This is a genomic window from Kitasatospora sp. NBC_01287, assembly GCF_026340565.1.
In the GTDB taxonomy this organism is placed as follows: Bacteria; Actinomycetota; Actinomycetes; order Streptomycetales; family Streptomycetaceae; genus Kitasatospora.
Genome location: NZ_JAPEPB010000001.1, coordinates 7,531,791 through 7,554,614 on the forward strand (window position 1 = coordinate 7,531,791; position 22,824 = coordinate 7,554,614).

The window sequence follows — 22,824 nt, forward strand, 5'->3', positions numbered from 1 at the left end:
GACTGTGTCGCCAGTCTATCGGCCCGCCGAACGCCGCCCGTACCGGAATCCGGGGTCCGGCGGGCCGGTGCGGGCGGCGGCGGGGTGCGGCGGGTCCCTGTGGTCAGGGCTGCGGGACGTTGGGTGTGTTGGGGCCGGTCCAGCTGTAGATGTAGTTGCTCTGGCCCGGCTTGAACGAGTTGTGCGGGGCCGGGTTGACCTCCATGCACTGGTTGGCGTCGTCCTGCGCGTTCTGCGCCACCGCGCTGCTGGGCATGGCGGTGGGGACCGGGCTGGACACCGGGCTGGGCGCGGTGCCGGCGGAGCCGCCACCGGCCGGCGCGGTGCCCGGCCAGGCGGTGCCGGCGGTCCAGTCGGTGCCGACCACCAGGGTCAGGTGGGTGGCCGAGGCGGTGGACGCGGTCAGCACGCTGTCCGGCAGGCCCAGGCTCGCGGCCACCGCCTTCGCCTGGTCGGCCTTGGCGGCCGGGTAGAGCAGCTCGGTGGGCGACTTGGGCACCGTGCTGGTGTCCCGGACGGCGTCGGTGTACCCATGTGAGGTCAGCGCGTCGGTGACCGTGGTGCTGCGGCCGCTGGTGCCGCTGCCGTTCTGCACGGTGATCCGCACGGCGGCCTTGTCCACCGGGGCGGCGGGCGGACTGCTCGGCGCGGCGGCCGCGGCCGGGGCACTGCTCGGGGCGGGGGCCGGGCTGTCGCTGGGCGCGGCGGCGGGGGCCGGGGCGTTGCGGTCCAGCGGGACGTCGGCCGCGATCATCCGGAAGAGCTTGGCCGAGTCGGAGGTGGTGACCACCAACTGGTTGTTCTTGTCCTTCGGGTCCGGCACGTAGGCGCTCGGCATGGTCACCGTGGTGATCCGGTTGGTCGGCACCTTGTTCAGCTCCAGCGCCAGTTCGGCCAGTGCGTCGACCGAGCCGAGGCCGGTGTCGACCTGGAGCGCCTTGGTGGCGGCCTGGGCGAGGGAGTTGAGCTTGAGCGGGTTGGCGATGGTGCCGGCCGACTTCATCTGCCGGATCATCGAGTTGAGGTAGAGGTGCTGCGCCTGGGCGCGCCCGAGGTCGGTGCCGTCCCCGAAGGCGTGCCGGGTGCGCAGCCACTCCAGCGCCTGCTCGCCCGCGATCGTGCGGGTGCCGGCCGGCAGGACCAGGTGCGAGCCGATCTCGTGGCGCACACCCTGGATGTACTGGACCTGGTCGTCCACGACGTTCTCCTTGGTGCACACCGGGACACCGCCGACCGCGTCGGCCATGCTCACCACACCCGCGAAGTCGATCATCATGTAGTGGTCGATGTGGATGTTGGTGAGCTTCTCCCAGGTGTCCACCACGCAGCCCGGGTCCCCGACGTTCAGGCTGTCGGTGATGATGTCGTGCCGCGCCTTGAACACGGCCTTGGTGTTCGGGTTGGTGCAGGTGGGGATGTCCGCCTGGGTGTCGCGCGGGATGCTCATGATCGAGGCGTTGGAGCGGTCGGCCGACAGGTGCACCAGCATCTCGACGTCGGCGTGCGGGGCGCTGTCGTCGCAGGCGCCGCCGAGCTTGCAGTCGTCCGCGTTGTTCCGGCCGTCCGAGCCGAGCAGCAGGATGTTGAGCGGGGTCTGCCCGGCCGCGTTGGGCTTGGAGGCCGGGGCCAGCGCCGAGCCGCCGTTGTTGAGGCTGCCCTTGCGGATGTTGGCGTTGAGCTCCTGGATGTAGAGGTAGCCGCCGCCGACCGAGGTGACCACCGCGATGCCCACCCCGGCCGCCGTGAACTTGAGGATCCGTTTGCGCTTGGCGGCCTTGCCGAGCCCGCTCGCCCGGCGGCCGCGCCCACCGGACTTGGCGGCCTTGCGGGCGGCGGCCCGGCCGCCGCCGGTGGGGGCGGGCGGCGCGGCTGCCGGGAAGCCGTCGTGCGGCGGATTGGGGCCCGCCTCAGGACTGCCGTCCCCGGTAAGGCCGTTGCCGTCAAACGTCATGCGGTGACCACCAAGCTTCTGGCTGTGCCAGGTCCTCCCCCTGGGCGCTTGGCGGGAGACTATATCAATTTGAGATCATCAGATTAGTTGGGGTGCTGAGCGGTGAGCGCGGCATCGGTTGAACCTCCGCCGCCCGAAAACCGTTGTCGGGGCGGTCGGTCAGGCTGCCGGCCCGCTCTCCGGCCCGCTCCCCGGCCCGCTCTGCAGCCCGCTCTCCAGGGCCAGCAGTTCGTCGACCCGCTGGCGGCGGCGGATCAGCCGGGTCTGCTCGCCGTCGACCAGGACCTCCGGGATCAGCGGGCGCGAGTTGTAGGTGGAGGACATGCTCGCGCCGTACGCCCCGGTGTCGTGGAAGACCACCAGGTCGCCGATCTCCGTGCGCGGCAGCGGCACCGGCTCCACCTCGCCGCCCGCGAGTTGGGTGAAGACGTCGCCCGCCTCGCAGAGCGGGCCGGCCAGCACGGTGTCCAACTGCGGCTCCGGGCGGGCCGCGCCGTCGGGCGCGAGCACCGAGACGCGGTGGCTGCTGCCGTACATCGCCGGTCGCATCAGGTCGTTGAAGCCCGCGTCGACCAGCACGAAGTGGTTGCTGCCGACCGGCTTCTGCGCGCGCACCTCGCTGAGCAGCACCCCGGCGCCCGCCACCAGGAAGCGGCCCGGCTCGATCTCCAGCCGTACCGGGTGGCCGAGTTCGCGCACCAGCTCCTGCCGGGCGGCGTCCCAGATCCCGAAGTAGCGCTCGGTGTCGACCTCGGGGCCGCCGAGCTCGTAGGGCACCGAGAGGCCGCCGCCGGCCGAGATGGCCCGCAGATCGCGGCCCGCGAGCCGCACCTGCTTGACCATCGTCTCGCCGACCGCCTCCAGGTGGCTGTAGTCGACCCCCGAGCCGATGTGCATGTGCAGGCCGATCAGGTCCAGGCCGTAGCGGTCGACCAGCTCCAGGCTCTCGGCCAGGTGCTCGTGCCAGATGCCGTGCTTGCTGTGCTCGCCGCCGGTGTTGGTCTTGCGGCTGTGGCCGTGCCCGAAGCCGGGGTTGATCCGGATCCAGACCGGGTGCCCGGGGCTCGCGCCGCCCAACTGCTCCAGCATCTGCGGCGAGCCGGCGTTGACCGGCACCCGCAGCTCGACCACCCGGCGCAGCGCGGCGCGGTCCAGCAGGTCGGCGGTGTAGACGACCGGCTCGTTCGGCCCGTCGACCTGGTACCCGGCGGTCAGCGCCCGCTCCAGTTCGCCCAGCGAGACCGCGTCCACCAACACGCCCTCGGCCCGCATCAGGCGCAGGATATGGGTGTTCGAGCAGGCCTTCTGGGCGAAGCGGATCACGTCGAAGCCACGCAGCCGGGCGATCTGGGTGCGGATGTGCGCGGCGTCGTAGACCCAGGACGGGGTGCCGTACTCCTCGGCGATCCGGGCCAGACGCGGCCCGGCGAGGGCGGGGGTGGTGGTCACGGGGATGGTCCTCTTCGGCGGGAGGGTGGACGGGCGGCGGTGGATCGCGGGTGGTGCGGACAGTTCGGGGGTGCGGGAATTGTGCGGGAAAGGGCAGCGTGATTTCCGGGGCGTCCACGTTCCGGACGGCGGCCCGAATTCGGGCCACTGTACTGCCGGGGCGGGCACCGTGAAAAAGGCGGAAAGAAATTCCCGAGCCGGTCGCCGGGCACCGTAAATAGGGTGGTCAGGCGCTGGTACCGGAGAAATATTTCAGTGTCCGACCGAGAGCACCCGTGACCGCGCCCCCGGTCGCGCCGGTCACGCAGTGCCGCGAGGACCTGACGGTCCGTCGACTGTGCTCGTCGGTCGGTGAGCGGGTGAGAGTGTGGTGAGCATGGCTGGTGGAACATCACCTATGCCCCGTTTCGTCACCTGCCGCTCCTTGCCGCGTTCCTGACATCGGCTTACCTTCTGGCGCATGCCCGCACCCCTCATCTCCATCGTCCTGCCCGCCTATGACCAGCAAGGACAGCTCGCCGACTGCCTCGACTCGATCCTCGACCAGTCCTTCGGCGGCTTCGAGGTCATCGTCGTCGCCGACCCCTCGCCCGACTGCCCGGCCGAGGTGCCGCAGGCGGCGCGGGACGGGCGGGTGACGGTGCTGCGGCTGAGCGCGGCGGTGGGGGTCGGCAGCGCCCGCGACGCGGGGGCGGCGCGGGCCGAAGGGCGCTACCTGCTCTTCCTGGACAGCGACCACGTGCTGGCCCCCGGGGCGCTGCTGACCCTGGCGGAGCGGGTCGGCGGGGCGGCGGACCCGGACCTGGTGCTGTTCGGGCACAGCCGACTGCACGCGGGGCGGGTCTGGCCCGGGGCGGCGGCGGAGCTGCTCGCGAGGGCGGGGGCGGGGCGTGAGGTCTTCGCGCCGCTGGAGCATCCCGAGCTGTTCGAGGCGCCGGCCCAGGTCTGGGACCGGCTGATCGCCCGGCGGCTCTGGACCGGGGCCGGGCTCGCCTTCCCCGAGGGTGAGTACGAGGAGGTCCCGGTGGCGCACGCGGCGCTGCTGGCGGCGCGGCGGGTCGTGGTGCTGGAGCAGGAGCTGGTGCGGATCCGGCGGCGGCACACCGTGCACCCGACCGGTTCGCCGGGGAGCGGCACCTTCGACCTCTTCGACCAGTACGAGCGCAGCTTCGAGGCGCTCGCGGCGCGGGCGGACGCGGCGCCGCCGCAGGAGCGGGAGGCCTGGGACCAGGTGGCCCGGCACCTCTTCACCAGGATGGTCCGGCACTACCTGTTCGTCTTCGACCTCGCGGGCTGCGTCGGCAGACCGGCCCGGCCGCGCTTCTTCCACCGGGCCGCCGAGCACTACCAGCGCTATCTGCCGCCCGGCCACCGCCGCCCGGGCGGCCGGGAGGGGGTCAAGTTCTCGCTGCTGGCGGGCGGGGCCTACAGCGCCTTCGAGGTCGCCAAGCTCTCGCAGATCGCGCGTACGGCGGTGATCGGGCGGGGCGGCGCGAAGGCGCCGGCCGGCGGCTGAGGGCCGGCTGACGACCGGCTGAGGGCCGGCTGAGGGCCGGCGTGGCACGGGGCTCGCGCCGGTCCTGGCAGGCGGTCCGGCGCGGACCGGCGGGTCCATCGGGTGGGTCGAGCGCGGCGAGCGGCGCTTTCGGGGCTCGCGCTCGTTAGATTGGACAGAGTGGTGCGTACTGGCGGGCCGGAGAGCGGGTGAGCCTGATGACGGAGTCGGGCGACGCCGAGGAGAGCCCCGTCGGGGCGGTCGGCTGGGTCACCGTGTCGATCCCGGCGGACGGGCCGGGCGAGGTGCTGGTCCCGGTGCGCGGGGGGAGCGAGGCGTTCGCGGCCTGGGCCGACGTGCCGATCGGGCGGAACACCCAGGTGATGGTGACGGATCGGATATCGGCCCGCTCGGTGCTGGTCGTCCCGTTCCCCCGTACGTAGATCTGTCTGTCGGTCCCAGGAGGCCGCGATGTTGTTCTGGCACGTACCCGCGCCCAACGAGGCCCTGCTGATCTCCGGCTCCAAGCGCCTGGGACAGGACACCCAGTTCCGGATCGTCACCGGGCACGGCAGCTTCGTGCTGCCGATCAAGCAGAAGGCCCGGGTGCTCTCACTGGCGCTGCGCGAGGCGGAGATCGCCGAGGACTGCGTGACCCAGCAGGGCATCCGGCTGACCGTGCGGGCGGTCACGGTCTTCAAGGTGGGCGACGACTTCGTCTCGATCGCCAACGCGGCCCGGCGGTTCCTGGCCGAGCAGCAGCGGATGGAGGAACTGGTCGGCCGGATCTTCGCCGGCCACCTGCGATCCATCATCGGCGGTCTGACGGTGGAGCAGATCATCCGCGAGCGGGACCGGGTGGCCCAGGAGGTCAAGGCCGGCAGCCACAACGAGATGGAGAAGCTCGGCATCGTGGTCGACGCCCTGCAGATCCAGGAGATCGAGGACGCCACCGGCTACATCACCAACCTGGCCGCCCCGCACGCCGCCGCCGTCGCCAGCCGGGCCCGGATCGCCCAGGCCAAGGCCGACCAGGAGGCCTCCGAGCGGGAGCAGGAGGCGCTGGCGCTCAAGGCCGAGTACGAGCGGGACACCGCCATCAAGCGGGCCGGCTTCGTGGCCGAGACGGAGCAGGCCAACGCCCGCGCCGCCCAGTCCGGACCGCTCGCCCAGGCGAAGGCCTCGCAGGAGGTCATCGAGGAGCAGACCGCACTGGCCCGGCGGCAAGCGGAGCTGGCCGCGCAGCGTCTGGAGGCCGAGGTGCGCCGCCCCGCCGACGCCGAGGCCTACCGCCAGCGCGCCCTGTCCGAGGCACGGAGGGACATGGCGAAGTTCGAGGCCGAGGGCGAGGCCTACCGCCGCACCACGCTCGCCACGGCCGAGGCCCAGGCGGTGCGGGTGCAGGCGGACGGCGACGCCTACGCCGAGCGGACCACCGCCGAGGCGCAGGCAGCCGCCAACGCCGCCCGCGCCGAGTCGCTGCGCGGCGGCGCGCAGGAGCTGATCGCGGCGAACCGGGTGGTGGAGAACCTGCCGGCCCTGGTGGACGCGGCGGCGCGCGGCATCTCCGGGTCGAACCTGACCATCCTGAACGGCAGCGAGGGGGTCAGCCAGGTCGCGGCGGGGATCGTCGGGCAGGGGCTGGCGATCCTCGACGTGCTCAAGCAGTCGACGACCCGGCAGCCCGAGGGCGGTGCCGATGGCAGTGTCGACGGCGGGCCGGTCGCTGAGCCGGGCCGTGGGCTGGTCGAGCGGCGCGGCAGCGCTGTCGACGGGGGCACTGACGGCGAGGTCGACGGCGAGGTCGACGGCGGCGCCGACGGTGGGGCCCCCGGCCGCCGCCCGTCCTGAGCGGCGGTCACCGATGACCGGTCTGCGCGGCGATGACGGGGAGGTGGGCGAGCGCACCGGGCTCCCCGACGGCGGGGCGGCGGAGGTGCCCGGGGCCGCGCCGGCCGGCGGTTCGGGCGGCTCGGGTGGGTCGGGCGGCTCGCTCCGCCAGGACCTGGCCGGACCGCTGCGCGGGCTGGTCGGCGGCCAGTGCCTGGGCCAGTTCGCCGACGGGCTGGCCCAGATCGCCTTCGCCCAGTTCGTCCTCTTCGACGTGGGGCGCGGCGCCACACCCGGCCGGATCGCCGTCGTGCTGGCGGTCACGCTGCTCCCGTTCAGCCTGCTCGGCCCGTTCGCCGGGGTGCTGCTCGACCGCTTCGACCGGCGGCGGGTGCTGGTCCTGGTCTCCGTGCTGCGCGCGCTGCTGGTGGTGGCCGGAGCGGTGATCGTCACGCAGCGGTGGACTGCGCCCGCGTACGTGGCGGTCCTGCTGCTGCTCTCCTCCTCCCGCCTGGTGCTGACCGCCAAGGGCGCCGCGCTGCCGCGCACGGTGGCCCGGGCGCGGCTGGTGCCCGCCAACGCGTTCTCCGCGCTGGCCGGCTCGGCGGCGGCCTTCCTCGGGGCGGTGGGCGGTTCGCAGTTCGTCGGCTGGTCGGCGGCGGCCGGGTTCCTGGCGGCCGGGGTGCTGTACGCCGGGGCGGCGGGCGTCTTCGCGCGCCTGCCCTACCTGGGCGGCAGCCCGGGAGAACTCGTGCTGCCAGGGGTGCGGCAGGTGGCCGCCGACCTCGGGGACGGGGTCCGGCTGGTCGCCCGCACCCAGGCGATCCGACGGCCGCTGCTCGCGGTCGCGGTGCACCGGCTGCTGCTCGGGGCCGGCTTCGTGGTGCTGGTGCTGGTCGCGGACTCGCAGTACCGGCTGAAGGCCTCCGGCTACGGCATCGCGCTGGCCGCCACCGGCCTGGCCACCTTCGCGGCCAGCGCCGCCGCCCCGGCGCTGGCCGCCCGCTACGGTCCCCGGGCGCTGCTCCCCGCGGCCTTCCTGCCGGCCGCCGCCGCGGCCTACGTCGGTGGCCTGGACCCCTCGCTCTGGGTGCTGGTGCCCTGCCTCGGGGTGGCCGCGTTCGCCTTCCAGGTGCTGAAGGTCTGCACCGACGCGCTGCTCGGCGGGGCGACCCCGGACCCGGCACGCGGGCGGGTCTTCGCGATCTACGACATGGTCTACAACGTCGCGTTCGTGCTGGCCGGGCTGGTGCTGGTGCCCTGGTGGCACGTCGGCCACGAGCGGGCGCTGCTCTGGTGGGTGGCGGCCGGCTTCACGGCGGGGTGGGTGGTGCTGAGCGGGTGGCGGCCGTCCCGGTACCGGACGCGGCTACCCGGCCGCTACCGGGGCCGGGGCGCGGCGCTGCTGCTCGGGGCGCTGCCCGCGCTCGCGTTCCCGGCGCCCGCCTGGTGGTGGCTGGCCTGGTTCGCCCTGGTGCCGCTGATGCTGGTGGTGCGGGCGGCGCCGACCCGCCGGGAGGGCATGGTGCGGGCCTGGTGGGGGATGGCCGGCTTCGAGGTGGCCACCCAGTACTGGCTGCTGCCGGACGTCGGGCCCGCGCTCGCCCTGCTCGCGCTGCTGATGGGTGCGCTCTGGCTGCCGTGGGGCTGGGCGGTGCACCGGCTGCTGGCCGCGCCCGTCGGCGGCCGGGCGGCCGCCGCGGCGCTGGTGGTGGTGCCGAGCGCGTGGCTCTGCGCGGAGGCGGCGCGGTCCTGGCAGAGCCTGGGCGGGCCGTGGGCGCTGCTGGGCGCCACGCAGTGGAAGGAGCCGGTGATGCTGGCCACGGCCTCGCTGGGCGGGGTCTGGCTGACCGGGTTCCTGGTGATGGGGGTCAACACGGCGCTGGTCCTGCTGCTGACGGTGCGCGGGCTGCGGGTGCGGGTGGTGGGCGCCGCCGCGGCGGCGGGTTGCCTGGCGGCCGGCCCGGTGTGGGCGGCGGTGCGGCCCGGGCTGCCGGTGGTGGGGAGCACCCGGGTGGGCGTGGTGCAGGCCGGGGTGCGGGGCACGCCGGCCGAGCAGCAGGCGTTCGAGGAGGCGGCGACGGCCGGGCTGGCGGCGCAGCACCCGGACCTGGTGGTCTGGGGCGAGAGCAGCCTGGCCGACGACGTGGACAGCGGGTCCTCCTCGAACGCGGCGCTGGCGGCACTCGCCGGCCGGACCGGCACCCACCTGCTGGTCAACGGGGACGCCCCGGCGGCCGGCGGGGCCGGGTTCTACAAGCAGACGCTGCTGATCGGCGCCGACGGGGTGCTCGGGACCTACGACAAGATCCGGCTGGTCCCGTTCGGCGAGTACATCCCGCTGCGCGGGCTGCTCGGCTGGGCGACGAGCGTCAGCAAGGCCGCGCCGACCAACGTGCTGCGCGGGGAGCGCACGACGGTGATGCGCGGCGGGCCGGTGGCCATCGGCCCGCTGATCTGCTTCGAATCGGCTTTCCCCGACATGGCCCGCACCGAGGTGGCCGACGGCGCGCAGCTGCTGGTGTACCAGGCCTCCACCTCGACCTTCCAGGGCAGCTGGGCGCAGCCGCAGCACGCCTCGCTGGCCGCCGTGCGGGCGGCGGAGACCGGCCGGCCGGCGGTGCAGGTGTCGCTGACGGGCGACAGCGCGGCGTTCGACGCGCAGGGGCGGCTGCTGGCCTGGCACTCCGCCGACTACCGGGGCGGCTTCGTGGTGGCCGTGCCGCTGGTGTCGGGGACCACGCCCTACCAGCGGGCCGGGGACTGGGTGCTGGCGGTGAGCGTCACGGTGCTGGCGGGCGCGGTGACGATGGCGGGGCTCGGCGCGGGGCAGGCGGGGCGGGGGCGGCGCGGGGAGGGGGAGGAGCCGGGCTGAGGGGGGCGGGCTGAGGGTCGGGCTCGCGGATCAGTGGCGCAGGGCTGTTTCGAGCTGGTGGCGGAGCGCGTCGAGACGGCTGCGACCGGGGCTGAAGACCGGCAGCTGCCGCATGATCCCGTGAACCTCCGGCGGGGCGTGCTCGATCGCCCAGTGGATCTCCGCGTCACCGACGGCGGTGTCGTCGCCCGCCGCGAGTTCACGAGCGCGGGCCGCGTACATCGCGGGTCCCAGGGCGTGCTTCGCCTGGTGCACGGTGGCCAGGGGGTGGATGTACGGGGTCGCCGCCGCGTAGCCGGCGGCACGGGCGGCGGCGGTGGCGGCCGGATCGCCGACCTCGCGGGCGGCCGCGAGGGCCGCGTGGGCGAGGGAGCGCAGGAGGGCCGTCCGTCTCCCCTCGTGGGCGTAGGTCCGGATGCCCTCGATCGCCGCCCGAGGGTGGGGGTCGGACGGAGCCAGGGCTTCGAAGAGCGGCAGCGCCCGCTCGGCGCAGTCGGCGGCCCAGAGCCCGAGGAGCCGGCGGTCCTCGCCGCTGATGGTCACATGGTCCATTCGCCCATCTTGCCGGTTCCGGAATTTTCCGTCGCCGCATTTTCGGACCATTTTTCGTGCTTCTTCAAAGGCTGTCGGCGGGAGCGGCGTGCTCGAAGGCCGCCGAGGCGCGTTCCGTGGCGGTGATCGTCTGCTGGAGGAGCCGGCGGGCGGTGGTGAGTCGGGCGGACCGCTCGTCCAGGGAGCGCAACTGCTCGCGCAGGGAGGCCAGGACGCCGGGGCACGGCTGCACCGTGGCGTCCGTGGCGTCCGTGATGTCCGTGGCGTCCGTCGCGTTCGTGGTGTTCGCCGCGCCCGTGGTCGTGCAGGGGAGGAGCCGGCGGATGGTGCGGGTCGGCAGGCCGGCCGCGAGCAGGGCCCGGATCCGCAGGACGGTCTCCTCGGCGGCCGGTTCGTAGGCGCGGTAGCCGTTGGCGCGGCGCTGCGGCTGGAGCAGGCCCATCCGCTCGTAGTAGCGCAGCAGGCGCTCGCTCGTCCCGGTCCGCTCGGACAGTTCACCGATGAGCACGCCTGCCGTTCCCTCCACGCTTGACCTTGTCACTGTGTCAGGGAGCAACAGTGGGCCGGGTCGGCCGCATTCCCGCGGCCCGTCCGCGAGAGGACAGCCCATGATCATCGATGCCCACAGCCACGTCCACGACCCGGTGGCCGACCACCTCGCGCTGCTGGACGAGGCGGGGGTGGACCGGGCGGTGCTGTTCCCCACCCGGCCGCACCCCGAGCGGGCCACCGATCTGGCCTCGCTGCGGCGGGAGATGAGCGTGCTCGACCGGGCGCTGTCCGGGCAGGACAACCGCGGCGAGGGCTACCGGGCCGCGTGGCGGGAGTTGGACGAGGCGCTGGCCGCCCACCCGGACCGGTTCATCGGATTCGGCAGCGTGCCGCTGGACCTGCCGGCCGAGCAGATCGCGGCCACGGTGGAGCGCGAGATCGTCGGACGCCGACTGCGCGGGATCGGGGAACTCACCCCGCCGCCCGGGCGGGCCGACCTGCTCGCCCCGGTGCTCGCGGCGGCCCACGACCAGGGCGGGCTGCCCGTCGTGGTGCACGGCTTCGCCCCGACCACGGCCGAGGACCTGCACATCCTGGCCGAACTCGCCGCCCGCCACCCGGCGGTCCCGGTGATCGTCGGCCAACTCGGCGGGCTGAACTGGATGACGGCCGTCGAACTGGTCCGGGACACGCCGAACATGTACCTCGAACTCTCCACCGCACCCGTCGTCTTCGCCGTCCGGCTCGCTGTCCGAGAGCTCCCCGGGCGCACCCTGTTCGGCTCGGACGCGCCCTACGGCGACCCGGTCCTGGCCCGCGCCACCGTGGAGCGTGCCACCCCCTCGGGCGAGCTGCGCGAGCGGGTGCTGGGTGGCACGCTGGGGGAGCTGCTGGGGCTCTGACGTGCCGTCAGATGATTGGCGAGCGGTCGGGAACGTCCCGAGGCTCGACCGAGCCCGGTCGCTACGGTGTGTGGAACTCCGCGAGGATCCGTTGGGCCGCCAGCGTTGCCGTCAGCGTGCCCTCGCGGACCTGGCGCTCCAACTCCGGGGTCAGGCGGCGTACTTCCGGGTGTTCGCGGAGTTGGGCGAAGAGCTGGTCGTGCACCATGGCCCAGGTCCAGGCGATCTGCTGGTCACGTCGTTTGGCGGCCAGCGCGCCGGTGGCGTCGAGGAGTTCGCGGTGCTGGGTGAGGCGCTCCCACAGGACGTCCAGGCCGGCGCCGTCCAGGCCGCTGCAGGTGAGCACCGGGGGGTTCCAGACGGCGTCGGGAGCCTGCAACAGGCGCAGTGCGCCCGCCAGTTCGCGGGCGGCGGCCTTGGCGTCGCGTTCGTGCGGGCCGTCGGCCTTGTTGACCGCGACGAGGTCGGCCAGCTCCAGCACGCCCTTCTTGATGCCCTGGAGCTGGTCGCCGGTGCGGGCCAGGGTGAGCAGCAGGAAGGTGTCGACCATGCCGGCGACGGTGGTCTCGGACTGGCCCACGCCGACCGTCTCGACCAGCACCACGTCGTAGCCGGCGGCCTCCATCACCACCATCGACTCGCGGGTGGCCCGGGCGACGCCGCCCAGGGTGCCCGAGGTGGGGGAGGGGCGGACGAAGGCGTTGGCGTCGGCGGAGAGCTTCTCCATCCGGGTCTTGTCGCCCAGGATCGAGCCGCCGGTGCGGCTGGAGGTCGGGTCGACGGCGAGCACCGCGACCCGGTGGCCGCGGCCGGTCAGCCGGGTGCCCAGCCCCTCGATGAAGGTGGACTTGCCGACGCCCGGCACGCCCGTGATGCCGACCCGCACCGCGTTGCCGGAGTGCGGCAGCAGGTCGACCAGCAGGCGCTGGGCGAGCTCGCGGTGGTCGGGGCGGGTGGACTCGACCAGGGTGATGGCCCGCGCGATCCACGCGCGCGAGCCGTCGAGCACGCCCTGGCGGTACTGGTCGAGGTCGATCGTGCGGGCCATCGGTCAGCGGCTCCCGGCGCCGGGCCGCGGGTGGCGGCCGTCGGGGCGCGGGTGGCGTCCGCCGGGCCGTGACTGGCGGCTCACAGCTCGTGGCCCAGTGCGGAGGCGAGCGAGACCAGCAGGTCGTACGCCGCGTCCGGGATCACCGTGCCGGGCGGGAAGACCGCCGTGGCGCCGGCCTCGTAGAGCGCGTCGAAGTCCTGCGGCGGGATCACGCCGCCGACCACGATGGTGATGTCCTCGCGGCCCGCCTCGGCCAGCTCGGCGCGCAGCGCCGGGACCAGGGTCAGGTGGCCGGCCGCCAGCGAGGAGACGCCGACGATGTGCACGTCGGCCTCCACCGCCTGCCGGGCCACCTCGGCCGGGGTCTGGAAGAGCGGGCCGACGTCGACGGTGAAGCCGAGGTCGGCGAAGGCGGTGGCGATCACCTTCTGGCCGCGGTCGTGGCCGTCCTGGCCCATCTTGGCGACCAGGATGCGCGGGCGGCGGCCCTCGGCGGCCTCGAACTTCTCGACCAGGTCCCGGGTGCGCCGCACGCCGGTGGAGGAGGCTCCTGCTTCGTCACGGTACACACCGGAGATGGTACGGATCTGGCCGGAGTGCCGGCCGTACACCTTCTCCAGGGCGTCCGAGATCTCGCCGACGGTGGCCTTGGCGCGGGCCGCGTTGACGGCCAGCGCCAGCAGGTTGCCGTCCAGGCTCGTCGAGGAGCCCGCCTCGGCGGACCGGGTGAGCGCGTGCAGCGCGTCCTGGCAGGCGGCCTCGTCGCGCTCGGCGCGCAGCCGGCGCAGCTTCTCGATCTGCTGGGCGCGCACCGAGGAGTTGTCGACGGCGCGCACCTCGATCTGCTCGTCGGTGGCGACCCGGTACTTGTTCACGCCGATCACCGGCTGGCGGCCGGAGTCGATCCGGGCCTGGGTGCGGGCCGCGGCCTCCTCGATGCGCAGCTTGGGGATGCCGGCGTCGATCGCCTTCGCCATGCCGCCGGCCGCCTCCACCTCCTGGATGTGCTGCCAGGCGCGGTTGGCCAGGTCGTGGGTGAGCTTCTCGATGTAGGCGCTGCCGCCCCAGGGGTCGATCACCCGGCAGGTGCCCGACTCCTGCTGGAGCATCAGCTGCGTGTTGCGCGCGATCCGGGCGGAGAAGTCGGTGGGCAGCGCGAGCGCCTCGTCCAGCGCGTTGGTGTGCAGCGACTGGGTGTGGCCCTGGGTGGCGGCCATCGCCTCCACGCAGGTGCGGGCCACGTTGTTGAAGACGTCCTGGGCGGTCAGCGACCAGCCGGAGGTCTGCGAGTGGGTGCGCAGCGAGAGCGACTTGGCGTTCTCGGGGTCGAACTGCTTGACCAGCTTGGCCCAGAGCAGCCGGGCCGCGCGCAGCTTGGCGATCTCCATGAAGTAGTTCATGCCGATCGCCCAGAAGAACGAGAGCCGCGGCGCGAAGGCGTCCACGTCCAGCCCCGCGCCGAGCCCGGCGCGCAGGTACTCCACGCCGTCGGCCAGGGTGTAGGCCAGCTCCAGGTCGGCCGTCGCGCCGGCCTCCTGGATGTGGTAGCCCGAGATGGAGATCGAGTTGTAGCGCGGCATCTTCTGCGAGGTGAACGCGAAGATGTCCGAGATGATCCGCATCGAGGGCTGCGGCGGGTAGATGTAGGTGTTGCGGACCATGAACTCCTTGAGGATGTCGTTCTGGATGGTCCCCGCGAGCTTGTCCGGCGTCACCCCCTGCTCCTCGGCCGCCACGATGTAGAGGGCGAGCACCGGCAGCACGGCGCCGTTCATGGTCATCGAGACCGACATCTTGTCCAGCGGGATGCCGTCGAAGAGCTGGCGCATGTCGAGGATCGAGTCGATCGCCACGCCCGCCATGCCGACGTCACCGGTCACCCGGGGGTGGTCGCTGTCGTAGCCGCGGTGGGTGGGCAGGTCGAAGGCGACCGACAGGCCCTTCTGCCCGGCCGCCAGGTTGCGGCGGTAGAAGGCGTTGGACTCCTCGGCGGTGGAGAAGCCCGCGTACTGCCGGACCGTCCACGGCTGGTTGACGTACATGGTCGGGTACGGGCCGCGCAGGTAGGGTGCGACGCCCGGGTAGGTGCCCAGGAAGTCCAGGCCCGCCAGGTCGTCGGCGGTGTAGAGCGGCTTGACGCCGATGCCCTCCGGGGTCTCCCAGAGCCGCTCCGCGACGGTCGCGCCGGTGGCCTCGCGCCAGGCGTCCTGCCACTGCTCGCCGGTGGCCGGCGATCCGGAGGCCCGGGCCCCGTCGGCCGGGGACCCGGTGAGCCCGATGGTGCTGAAGTCGGGGATCATCGCGCCACTCCGATCTGGTCGAGGAGCGAGGTGAGGACCGCGACCGCGTCGCCGCCCGCGAAGACGAACTCGTCCACCCCGGCTCGTTGGTAGGCCTCGCGCTGCTCACCGGGCCGCCCGGCCAGCAGCACCCGGGAGGCGTCGGCCGCCTTCAGCGCCGCCGCCACCGCCTCGGCGTGCTCGGCGTAGAGCTTGTCGCTGGAGCAGAGGCAGCTGATCGAGGCCCCGCTCGCGGTGAACGCCTCGGCCAGCGCGGCCGCCTCGCCGCTCTCGCCGAGCACCGTCTCGATGCCGCCGGCCTGGAACAGGTTGGCGGCGAAGGTGGTGCGCGCGGTGTGCGCGGCGGCCGGGCCGATCGCGGCCAGGAAGAGCTTGGGACGGGCACCGGTGGCGGCCAGGTGGGCGTCCGAGCGGGCCCGCAGCGCCTCGAAGGCCTCCGCGCGGCGCACCCGGGGCAGGCCGCCGCCGAGCGGGGCCGGGGCGGCCTCGCGGACCAGCGGCTGCTCGCCCAGGTTCGGGAACTCGCTGACGCCGGTGATCGGCTCGCGCCGCTTGGCGAGCTTGACCGAGCGCTCGGCCCAGGTGGCGGCGATCCTCTCGCCGACCAGGCCCGAGGTGAGCGCGGCCCGCTGGCCGCCGGCCGCCTCCAGCTGCTGGAACCAGGCCCACGCGGCCCGCGCCAGCTCGTCGGTCAGCTGCTCCACGTACCAGGAGCCGCCGGCCGGGTCGATCACCCTGCCCAGGTGCGACTCCTCCAGCAGGATCGCCTGGGTGTTGCGGGCGATCCGGCGGGCGAAGGCGTCCGGCAGGCCGGCCTCGTGGTCGAAGGGCAGCACGGTGACGGCGTCGGCCCCGCCGACCCCGGCGGCCAGCGTGGCCACCGTGGTGCGCAGCATGTTCACCCACGGATCGCGGGTGGTCATCATCACTTCGGAGGTGACGGCGTGCTGGCGCTGGGCGCCGGCTGCCGGCGAGGCGCCGGCGACCTCGGTGACGCGGGACCAGAGGCGGCGCGCGGCACGGAACTTGGCGATGGTGAGGAACTGGTCCTCGGTGGCGGCGAAGCGGAACTCCAGCTGCCCGGCCGCGGCGTCGATGCTCAGCCCCGAGGCACCAGGCCCGGCGGTGGTCAGCGCGCGCAGGTAGGCGACGCCGGTGGCGAGCGCGGCGCCCAGCTCCTGGGCGGGGGAGGCGCCGGCCTCGTGGTAGGGCAGCGCGTCCACGGTCAGCGCGCGCAGGCCCGGGTACTCGCGGGCGCAGCGCTCGGCCAGCTCGGCGGTGTCGCGCAGCAGCCCGTCGGTGGCGGTGTCGTCGCCGGTGCGGGCGAGCAGGCCCAGCGGGTCCGCGCCGAGGTTGCCGGTGGCCGCGTCGTTCGGGACCGCGCGCTCGGCCAGCACGGCGAAGAAGCGCTCGGCGGCCGCCTTGGCCTGCGGGCCCGCGTCGAGCACGACGGCCGCGAGGTCGAGGTAGACGTCCTTGAGGACGGTGGGCAGCGCCTCGACGGGCAGGCCCGCCGCACCCAGGGTGAGCCAGAGCGAGGTGCCGCCGTGCTCCAGGTCGGCCAGCACCGCCTCGGCGGTGCGGGCCGGGTCCGGGTCGGCGTGCCGCTGGCGCACGTCCCAGCCGCCGACGGCCGAGCCTTGCGGGCGGCTGCCGCGGACGAACGGCGGGAAGCCGGGGAAGCCTGCCGAGTCCGTGGCCGGGGCGTCCTCGGCCGTGTAGAGCGGCCGGGCGCGCAGGTCGTCCTGCAGCGCGGTGGCCAGCGCGTCCTCGGCCGGCGTACCGGCGCTGATGTGCGTACCTGACTTGCTCAGGACGCCTTCGACCAGGCGCCGCCACTGCTCACGGCTTGCATCCGGGAACTCGGCGGCCAGGGGGAGCCCTTCGGGCGGGACCGTCATGCTGCGAAGGTTAGTGCCCGGGCCTTGAGCCGCAGCAGAGCTACGGGGTGTGACGTTGCCCTCGCCCGCCCGTGCGGGGCAGCGCCCAGGTGCGCTAGGGGGCGCACGGTGAGGGTGGGAGCGCTCCTCGAACGGGTCATATTCGCTCGAACCGCCACGGAACGCCCACTGCTCGGCGTACCGCGCGGACGCATGACTCCGGATCAGAAGCTTCGCGCGATCGCAACAAGGAGGGGCGGGGGAGGGGGAGGAGGGGAGCGGTGCCGACGCTTGCGCCGGTGGTGGTCGCGTTCGGTGGTCAGCCGCGCTTGCGGGCCACGCCCGCCCAGTAGTAGGCGGCCTCGGGGCGCGCGGGGGCCGCGCCGTCCGGGCGCCAGGCCAGCACCGGGGAGAGGCCGGGCTCCAGCAGCTCCCAGTCGCCGAAGAACCGGGCCACCTCGGCCCGCCCGCGCGGCACCAGGGTCATCCGGCCCTCGTCCTCGGCGTCGACCACGGCGCCCACCGCGGCGGGGTCGAAGTCGGCGGTGACGTGGCTGACCGCGACGCAGCTGCCGGCCGGGAGCGCGTCGAGGAGGGTGGCGACGTGCTTCCAGGGGTCGTCCGCGTCGGCGACCAGCATCAGCACGCTGATCAGCATCAGGGCCACCGGCCGCGTCAGGTCGAGCGTCTGCCGCAGGGCCGGGTGGGAGAGGATCGCCTCGGGCTCGCGCAGGTCGGCGTGCAGGTAGGCGGTGCGGCCCGCCGGGGAGCTGTCCATCAGCGCGCGGGCGTGGGCCAGCACGATCGGGTCGTTGTCGACGTACACCACCCGGGCGGTCGGGTCGGCGAGTTGGGCCACCTCGTGGGTGTTGCCCTCGGTCGGGATGCCGGTGCCGATGTCCAGGAACTGCCGGATCCCCTGTTCGCGCACCAGGTGCCGGACGGCGCGGCCGAGGAAGCGGCGGTTCTCCTGGGCCATGGTCCTGATCGTCGGGATCAGCTGCTCGACGGCGTCACCCAGCGCGCGGTCCGGCGCGAAATTGGTCTTCCCACCGAGCCAGTAGTCGTACATCCGCGCGGAGTGGGCGACCGTGGTGTCGATCTCCGGCGGGTCCGCCATGCCGTCCTGGTCCATCCGGGCCCACACGTCCTTCGCCATTCGCGCCTCCCCACCGAAGTTGATCATCACGATACCGTGTCCGAACGGTGGTTCGGTTGACGGCAGGCCAAGGAAACGGGACAGCACGGCGAGGTCGGACGCGGGTGACGAGGGACCGGTTCAGCAGCCGGTGACGGGGTGGGCGGCCGGGGGAGTGGCGGCCCGCGGGGCCCAACCGGAGGGGTCGAAGGCCGCACCGCCCAGAAGTTGCACGGCGCCCTGGACGTCGTGCCGGGTTCCGGGCATCGCACAGCTACCACTACCGGTCGCGGCCCTGAACTGATCTGGCTGGCTGGCAGGCAGGCAGGCAGGCAGGCAGCCCCGCCCCCGCCCTGCCCCGTCAGCCCATGCTCTTGGCGCCGTCCAGGCTTTCGCGGATGATGTCGGCGTGGCCCGCGTGCTGAGCGGTCTCGGCGATGATGTGCATCAGTACCCGGCGCGCCGACCACCGCCCACCCGGCTCGAACCACGGTGCCTTCGGCAGCGGCTGAGTGAGGCTCAGGTCGGGCAGGGTGGCGACCAGCTCGTCGGTGCGACGGGCCACCTCGGCGTAGTCGGCCAGCACGCGGGCCAGCGTCTCGCCGGGCAGCAGCCGGAACTCGTCGGCCCGGCGGGCGAAGTCGGCCTCGGTCATGGTGCTGAAGTCGCCCACCGCCGAGGGGCCCCGCACGATGAAGTTCGCCCAGCCCCGCTCGACCGAGGTGACGTGCTTGACCAGGCCGCCCAGGCACAGCTCGCTGGCGGTGGTCCGCCGGCCGGCCTGCTCGTCGGTGAGGTCGCGGGTGGTGAAGCGCAGGAACTGCCGGTGCTTGGCCAGCATCGCCAGCAGGTCGGCACGTTCGCCCGAGGGGTCCGGGACGTCTGCGGCAGCTGCGGCGGCTCCGGCGTCTCCGGCAGCTGCGGCGGCTACGGCGGCTACGGCGGCTGCGGCGTCGATCGGCTCGTTGGTCGTCGGCACGTGGTCGGGCATGGTGGTCCGCTCCCTCATGGCTTCTGTACTGCTCGGTCGGTCGATGACCAGGCTAGATCGCATCTAGGTCAGTCCCTGTCCTCAATCGCGGGACCACGTGCTCCTGTCGCCGCCCCCGTGCCCGCCCCCGCCCGCTGCCCCGACCCCGCCGGCACCGGGGATGCCCACCACTGCCGGGAGGCATAGCGTGGATCGCAGGGGGCTGCACCCGACTCGGCCCGACGGCGCGCCACGCGACGGGGCCCGGACGCATCCGCCGCGGGCACGGCCGGCGAGTTCGGGGTACGTGCGAGGAGGTCCCGATGAGCCACTGGCATCCCGAGGATGACCGTCATCATCGCAACCCGATGCGGCCCGGTCCCGGGCGTGCGGACCGAGGCGCGGATCGAAGCGCGGATCGAGGCGACGCGTCGCGGGAGATCGACGCCCAGCGTGCGCGCCTGTCCGGGATGCGTGCCCGGCGCCGGCTCAAGGACGTGCCGGAGGTCAGACGGCGCGAACTGGTCGAGCGCGGCCTGGACCTCGGCCTGGAGGCGGCGCGGTCGGTCAGGGACCGCGACATCTCACTCTTCTCCCGGGGCCTGGACCCGATGTTCGCCGGCCCCACGACCTTCCTGAAGTCGCCCTACGTGGAGAACATCCGCGACATCGGCCGTTACGACGTGGCCGTGGTGGGCGCCCCGTTCGACATGGGCACCACCTACCGCCCCGGTGCGCGCTTCGGCCCGCAGGCCGTTCGGCGCATCTCGGCCCTCTACGACTCCTACAGCCCCGACCTCGGCATGGACCTGCTGGAGGAGATCACCATCGGCGACGCCGGTGACATCTTCGTGATCCCCGCCAACATCGAGAAGACCTTCGACCAGGTCGACCTCGGGGTCTCGCACATCGTGGACACCGGCGCCTTCCCCGTCATCATCGGGGGCGACCACAGCATCGGTTACCCGGACGCGAAAGCCCTGGCCGGACACGTCGACGGCAAGCTCGGGATCATCCACTTCGACCGGCACATCGACACCGCCATCACCACCATGGACGAGCGCATGCACACCACGCACTGGTCCCACGCCACCGACCTGCCGAACGTGCCCGCGGCCAACCTGGTCCAGATCGGCATCGGAGGCTGGATCGGCAACCACTCGGGAGTCCAGGTCGCCGAGGAGCGCGACACCACCGTCATCACCATGTTCGACGTCGAGGAACTCGGCATCGCGCACGCGATGGAGATCGCCCTGGAGATCGCCTGGAAGGACGCCGCCGCCGTCTACCTCTCCTTCGACATCGACGTCGTCGACCCCGGCTACGCCCCCGGCACCGGCACCCCCGAACCCGGCGGCATGTCTCCTCGCGAAGCCCTGAAAGCCGTGCGCACGGTCGCCCAGGAGGGGCTGATCGGCATGGACCTGGTGGAGATATCCCCGCCCTACGACGTCGCCGACTGCACCTCCCAACTCGGCGCCCGCGTCATCATGGACACCCTCGCCACGCTCGTCGAGAACGGCCATCTCGGCACCCGCCTGACCGCCGACCAACGCGCCGAGGCCGAGCAGCGCCGCGACCGCGCGGCTGGAATCGTCGACGACCACTGAGCTGAGGGACCCACCCTGGTGCCGGCGCCGGGGCGGGCGCTACTCGGAGACGTTGGCGGTGAGCAGGCGCAGCAGGGTGCGGGCCTGGTCGAACTGGGTCGGGGTCAGGCTCATGGCGCGGCCCATCGCGGTGGGGATCGGGATCGGCCCCGAGCCGGAGCGCGGCGATCAGCCGCTACCCGTGCGGCGGTCGGCGGTCGGGTGCGGCGTGCGGGTGCGCTGAACGGGCGGAGATGCATAAAGGATTCATATAAATCTGTTATGCTTCAGGCATGAGTCGCCGAGACGCCGCGCACGGCGCTTCCGATGCCATCGGGTCAGCCCTCTACGGCCTGGCCACCAGGGCCGTCAGACGCCTTCCCCGCGACATGAGCCTGACGTCCGCCGCCACCTTGGCCACCCTGGACAAGACCGGCCCGCGACGGATCACCGATCTGGCGGTGGCCGAGGGCGTCACCCAGCCCGCGATGACCGTCCTGGTCCGGGTGATGGAGGAATCCGGGCTGGTCGAGCGGAGGGGCGATCCGTCCGACAAGCGGGTCACGCTGGTGTGCCTGACCGAGGCCGGCGCGTCGTACGTCCGGACGCGACGCCGGACGGGCGTCGACGCGTACGCGCGGTTGATCGACGAACTCACCGGTGACGAGGTCGAGGCCTTGGCAGCAGCCCTTCCGGCGCTGCTGCATCTGGCGGAGCTCGACAGCCACGCCCGAGAGGAGTCGGACCGGTGACCGCGGCCCAGACTCATGACCAGCCCATGAGCACTGCCCTGATACGTTCCGAGGCACGTCCGCTGGTCCCCGCCCTGATGTTCATCGCCCTGGTCGTGGCGGCCGTCGCCAGCCTCGGGACGCCGCTCATCACCAGCGTGGCGACCACGTTCCACGTCTCCCTCGACAGCGCGCAGTGGACGCTGACCATCGCCCTGCTCAGCGGCGCCGTCGCCACACCCGTCCTCGGTCGGCTCGGAGCCGGTCCGCACCGGCGGGCCACGGTTCTCGCCACGCTGGCGATCGTCGTCGTCGGCAGCGCGCTCACCGTGCTGCCGCTGCCGTTCGCCTGGCTGCTCGTCGGCAGAGCGGCCCAAGGCGTCGGACTCGGCCTCACGGCGCTGATGATGGGCGTGGCCCGCGACCATCTTCCCGAGGAGCGCAGCGCGGCCACGATCGCCCTGATCTCGGTGGTCTCCATCATCGGAGCCGGCGTCGGCTACCCGCTGGCCGCGCTGCTCGCCGAGTTCGGCGGACTGCGGGCCGCCTACGGCCTCGGCCTGCTCGTCACCGCCATCGCCTTCGTGACCGCGTGGCGCTCCATGCCCGCGGCTCCCGAAGGCCGCTCCGCTCACGTGAACGTGGCCGGTGCGCTCGTCCTGGCGGGTGGACTGCTCCTCGTCCTGTTCCTGGCCGGCGAGAGGAGCCTGTGGAGCCGACACCTCGCCGTGGCGGTGACCCTTGCCGTCGCCGCCGTACTCCTGCTCTGCGTCTGGACCGTTTCCGAACTGCGCAGCAGGACGCCCCTGGTCGACGTCCGGGCGGTACGGCACCCGGCGGTCGCCGGGGCGAACATCGCCATGTTCGTCGGCGGGAGCGGCATGTACCTCCTGCTCACGCTCATCACCCGCTACGCGCAGACGCCGCACAGCGCCGGCTACGGCTTCGGACTGACCACCTTCGTGGCGGGGCTGGTCCTCATCCCGTTCTCCGTGCTGGGGTTCGTCGCCGGCAAGCTCACGCCGCGGGTCCGGACGCGGATCGACGGCCCCCTGCTCCTGGCCGGCAGCGCCGCCATCGTCGGCGGCGGGTTCGTCCTGTTCGCCACCGCCCGGTCCAACCTGGCCGAACTGCTCGCGGCCATGGGCGTGCTGGGCTTCGGCGTCGGCAGCTTCTCGGCCGCCATGCCCGGCGTCATCCTGGCCGTCACCCCCAAGAGCGAGACGTCGAGCGCCATGAGCTTCAACTACGTCGTCCGCAGCGTCGGGTACTCCCTGGGCAGCGCCATCGGCGGTCTGGTCCTGGCCGCCGGCACCGCCACGGGCCGCCTCTTCCCGAACGACGACGCCTACACGACCGCGGCGCTGGTCGGCGTCGCCGCGATGGCGATCACCACGACGGCCGGCCTCGCCCTCGCCCGCCGACGCTCACCCGAGACCAATCCGATCACAGCCCCGGTCGATGTGCCGGGCCTGGACCGGTCGAGTCGAACCGGGAGCTGAGGATCGAAGCCGTCCGACTTCGACGCCGTCTCCGTCGGCCCGCTGACCCACAGCGCGATGACCATGGATCTGAGCATGCTTCTGACCTGAGCATGCTTCTGAGCATCAATTCCGAAC

At 73.4% G+C, this 22,824-nt stretch carries 18 protein-coding genes; 8 read left to right on the plus strand and 10 right to left on the minus strand.

Going from position 1 to position 22,824, the window contains the following annotated elements; translation table 11 throughout:
• Window positions 1–103 precede the first annotated feature (103 nt).
• Complete coding sequence (locus tag OG455_RS32835; protein WP_266299922.1) at window positions 104–1,951, minus strand: LCP family protein; 1,848 nt, start codon at window positions 1,949–1,951, stop codon at window positions 104–106.
• 159 nt (window positions 1,952–2,110) lie between these two features.
• Entirely contained in the window at window positions 2,111–3,400 is a 1,290-nt protein-coding gene (gene lysA / locus OG455_RS32840; RefSeq protein ID WP_266299923.1) for a diaminopimelate decarboxylase, read from the minus strand.
• A gap of 460 nt (window positions 3,401–3,860) precedes the next feature.
• Between lysA and OG455_RS32845 the strand changes: the two genes are divergently transcribed.
• The 4 genes from OG455_RS32845 (at window position 3,861) to lnt (ending at window position 9,600) form a co-directional block, all read left to right on the plus strand.
• Window positions 3,861–4,916, plus strand: a complete 1,056-nt coding sequence (locus OG455_RS32845; RefSeq protein ID WP_266299924.1) for a glycosyltransferase family 2 protein — start codon at window positions 3,861–3,863, stop codon at window positions 4,914–4,916.
• 197 nt (window positions 4,917–5,113) lie between these two features.
• Window positions 5,114–5,338: a hypothetical protein gene (locus OG455_RS32850; protein ID WP_266301046.1), complete on the plus strand. Its 225-nt coding sequence runs from the start codon at window positions 5,114–5,116 to the stop codon at window positions 5,336–5,338.
• 28 nt (window positions 5,339–5,366) lie between these two features.
• Entirely contained in the window at window positions 5,367–6,746 is a 1,380-nt protein-coding gene (locus OG455_RS32855) for a flotillin family protein (RefSeq protein ID WP_266299925.1), read from the plus strand.
• Between the two features lie 13 nt (window positions 6,747–6,759).
• Window positions 6,760–9,600: an apolipoprotein N-acyltransferase gene (gene lnt / locus OG455_RS32860; RefSeq protein ID WP_266299926.1), complete on the plus strand. Its 2,841-nt coding sequence runs from the start codon at window positions 6,760–6,762 to the stop codon at window positions 9,598–9,600.
• Between the two features lie 30 nt (window positions 9,601–9,630).
• Here the strand turns inward: lnt and OG455_RS32865 are convergent, their stop codons facing one another.
• Window positions 9,631–10,152, minus strand: coding sequence for a putative immunity protein (locus OG455_RS32865; RefSeq protein WP_266299927.1), 522 nt, complete (start codon window positions 10,150–10,152; stop codon window positions 9,631–9,633).
• Window positions 10,153–10,216: 64 nt separating this feature from the next.
• Window positions 10,217–10,660, minus strand: coding sequence for a MerR family transcriptional regulator (locus OG455_RS32870; protein ID WP_266299928.1), 444 nt, complete (start codon window positions 10,658–10,660; stop codon window positions 10,217–10,219).
• 100 nt (window positions 10,661–10,760) lie between these two features.
• Between OG455_RS32870 and OG455_RS32875 the strand changes: the two genes are divergently transcribed.
• Window positions 10,761–11,546, plus strand: coding sequence for an amidohydrolase family protein (locus tag OG455_RS32875; protein ID WP_266299929.1), 786 nt, complete (start codon window positions 10,761–10,763; stop codon window positions 11,544–11,546).
• A gap of 61 nt (window positions 11,547–11,607) precedes the next feature.
• Here OG455_RS32875 and meaB read toward each other — a convergent pair whose 3' ends face one another.
• The 6 genes from meaB to OG455_RS32905 all read right to left on the minus strand — a co-directional run bounded on the left by meaB (window position 11,608) and on the right by OG455_RS32905 (window position 18,756).
• Entirely contained in the window at window positions 11,608–12,594 is a 987-nt protein-coding gene (gene meaB / locus OG455_RS32880) for a methylmalonyl Co-A mutase-associated GTPase MeaB (RefSeq protein WP_266299930.1), read from the minus strand.
• 80 nt (window positions 12,595–12,674) lie between these two features.
• A complete protein-coding gene (scpA, locus tag OG455_RS32885) occupies window positions 12,675–14,897 on the minus strand; it encodes a methylmalonyl-CoA mutase (RefSeq protein ID WP_266299931.1) in 2,223 nt (740 codons plus the stop codon).
• Window positions 14,894–16,798, minus strand: coding sequence for a methylmalonyl-CoA mutase subunit beta (locus OG455_RS32890; protein WP_266299932.1), 1,905 nt, complete (start codon window positions 16,796–16,798; stop codon window positions 14,894–14,896). The genes scpA and OG455_RS32890 overlap by 4 nt, the downstream gene beginning before the upstream one ends.
• Window positions 16,799–17,096: 298 nt before the next feature.
• The gene (locus OG455_RS32895; RefSeq protein WP_266299933.1) at window positions 17,097–17,936 is read right to left on the minus strand and encodes an SAM-dependent methyltransferase; all 840 of its coding nucleotides are present in this window, start codon (window positions 17,934–17,936) and stop codon (window positions 17,097–17,099) included.
• Between the two features lie 120 nt (window positions 17,937–18,056).
• On the minus strand, window positions 18,057–18,182 hold the full coding sequence (locus OG455_RS32900) for a hypothetical protein (protein WP_266299934.1): 126 nt from the start codon (window positions 18,180–18,182) through the stop codon (window positions 18,057–18,059).
• Between the two features lie 94 nt (window positions 18,183–18,276).
• Window positions 18,277–18,756 carry a DinB family protein gene (locus OG455_RS32905; protein WP_266301047.1) on the minus strand — a complete coding sequence of 160 codons (480 nt, stop codon included), beginning with the start codon at window positions 18,754–18,756 and terminating at the stop codon, window positions 18,277–18,279.
• 599 nt (window positions 18,757–19,355) lie between these two features.
• Here OG455_RS32905 and speB point away from each other — a divergent pair.
• The 3 genes from speB (at window position 19,356) to OG455_RS32920 (ending at window position 22,707) form a co-directional block, all read left to right on the plus strand.
• Window positions 19,356–20,495 carry an agmatinase gene (speB, locus tag OG455_RS32910; protein WP_266299935.1) on the plus strand — a complete coding sequence of 380 codons (1,140 nt, stop codon included), beginning with the start codon at window positions 19,356–19,358 and terminating at the stop codon, window positions 20,493–20,495.
• Between the two features lie 272 nt (window positions 20,496–20,767).
• Complete coding sequence (locus OG455_RS32915) at window positions 20,768–21,226, plus strand: MarR family winged helix-turn-helix transcriptional regulator (RefSeq protein ID WP_266299936.1); 459 nt, start codon at window positions 20,768–20,770, stop codon at window positions 21,224–21,226.
• Between the two features lie 26 nt (window positions 21,227–21,252).
• Window positions 21,253–22,707 (plus strand): MFS transporter, encoded by a 1,455-nt coding sequence (locus OG455_RS32920; RefSeq protein ID WP_266299937.1) that lies wholly within the window; start codon window positions 21,253–21,255, stop codon window positions 22,705–22,707.
• The last annotated feature ends 117 nt before the right edge of the window (window positions 22,708–22,824 follow it).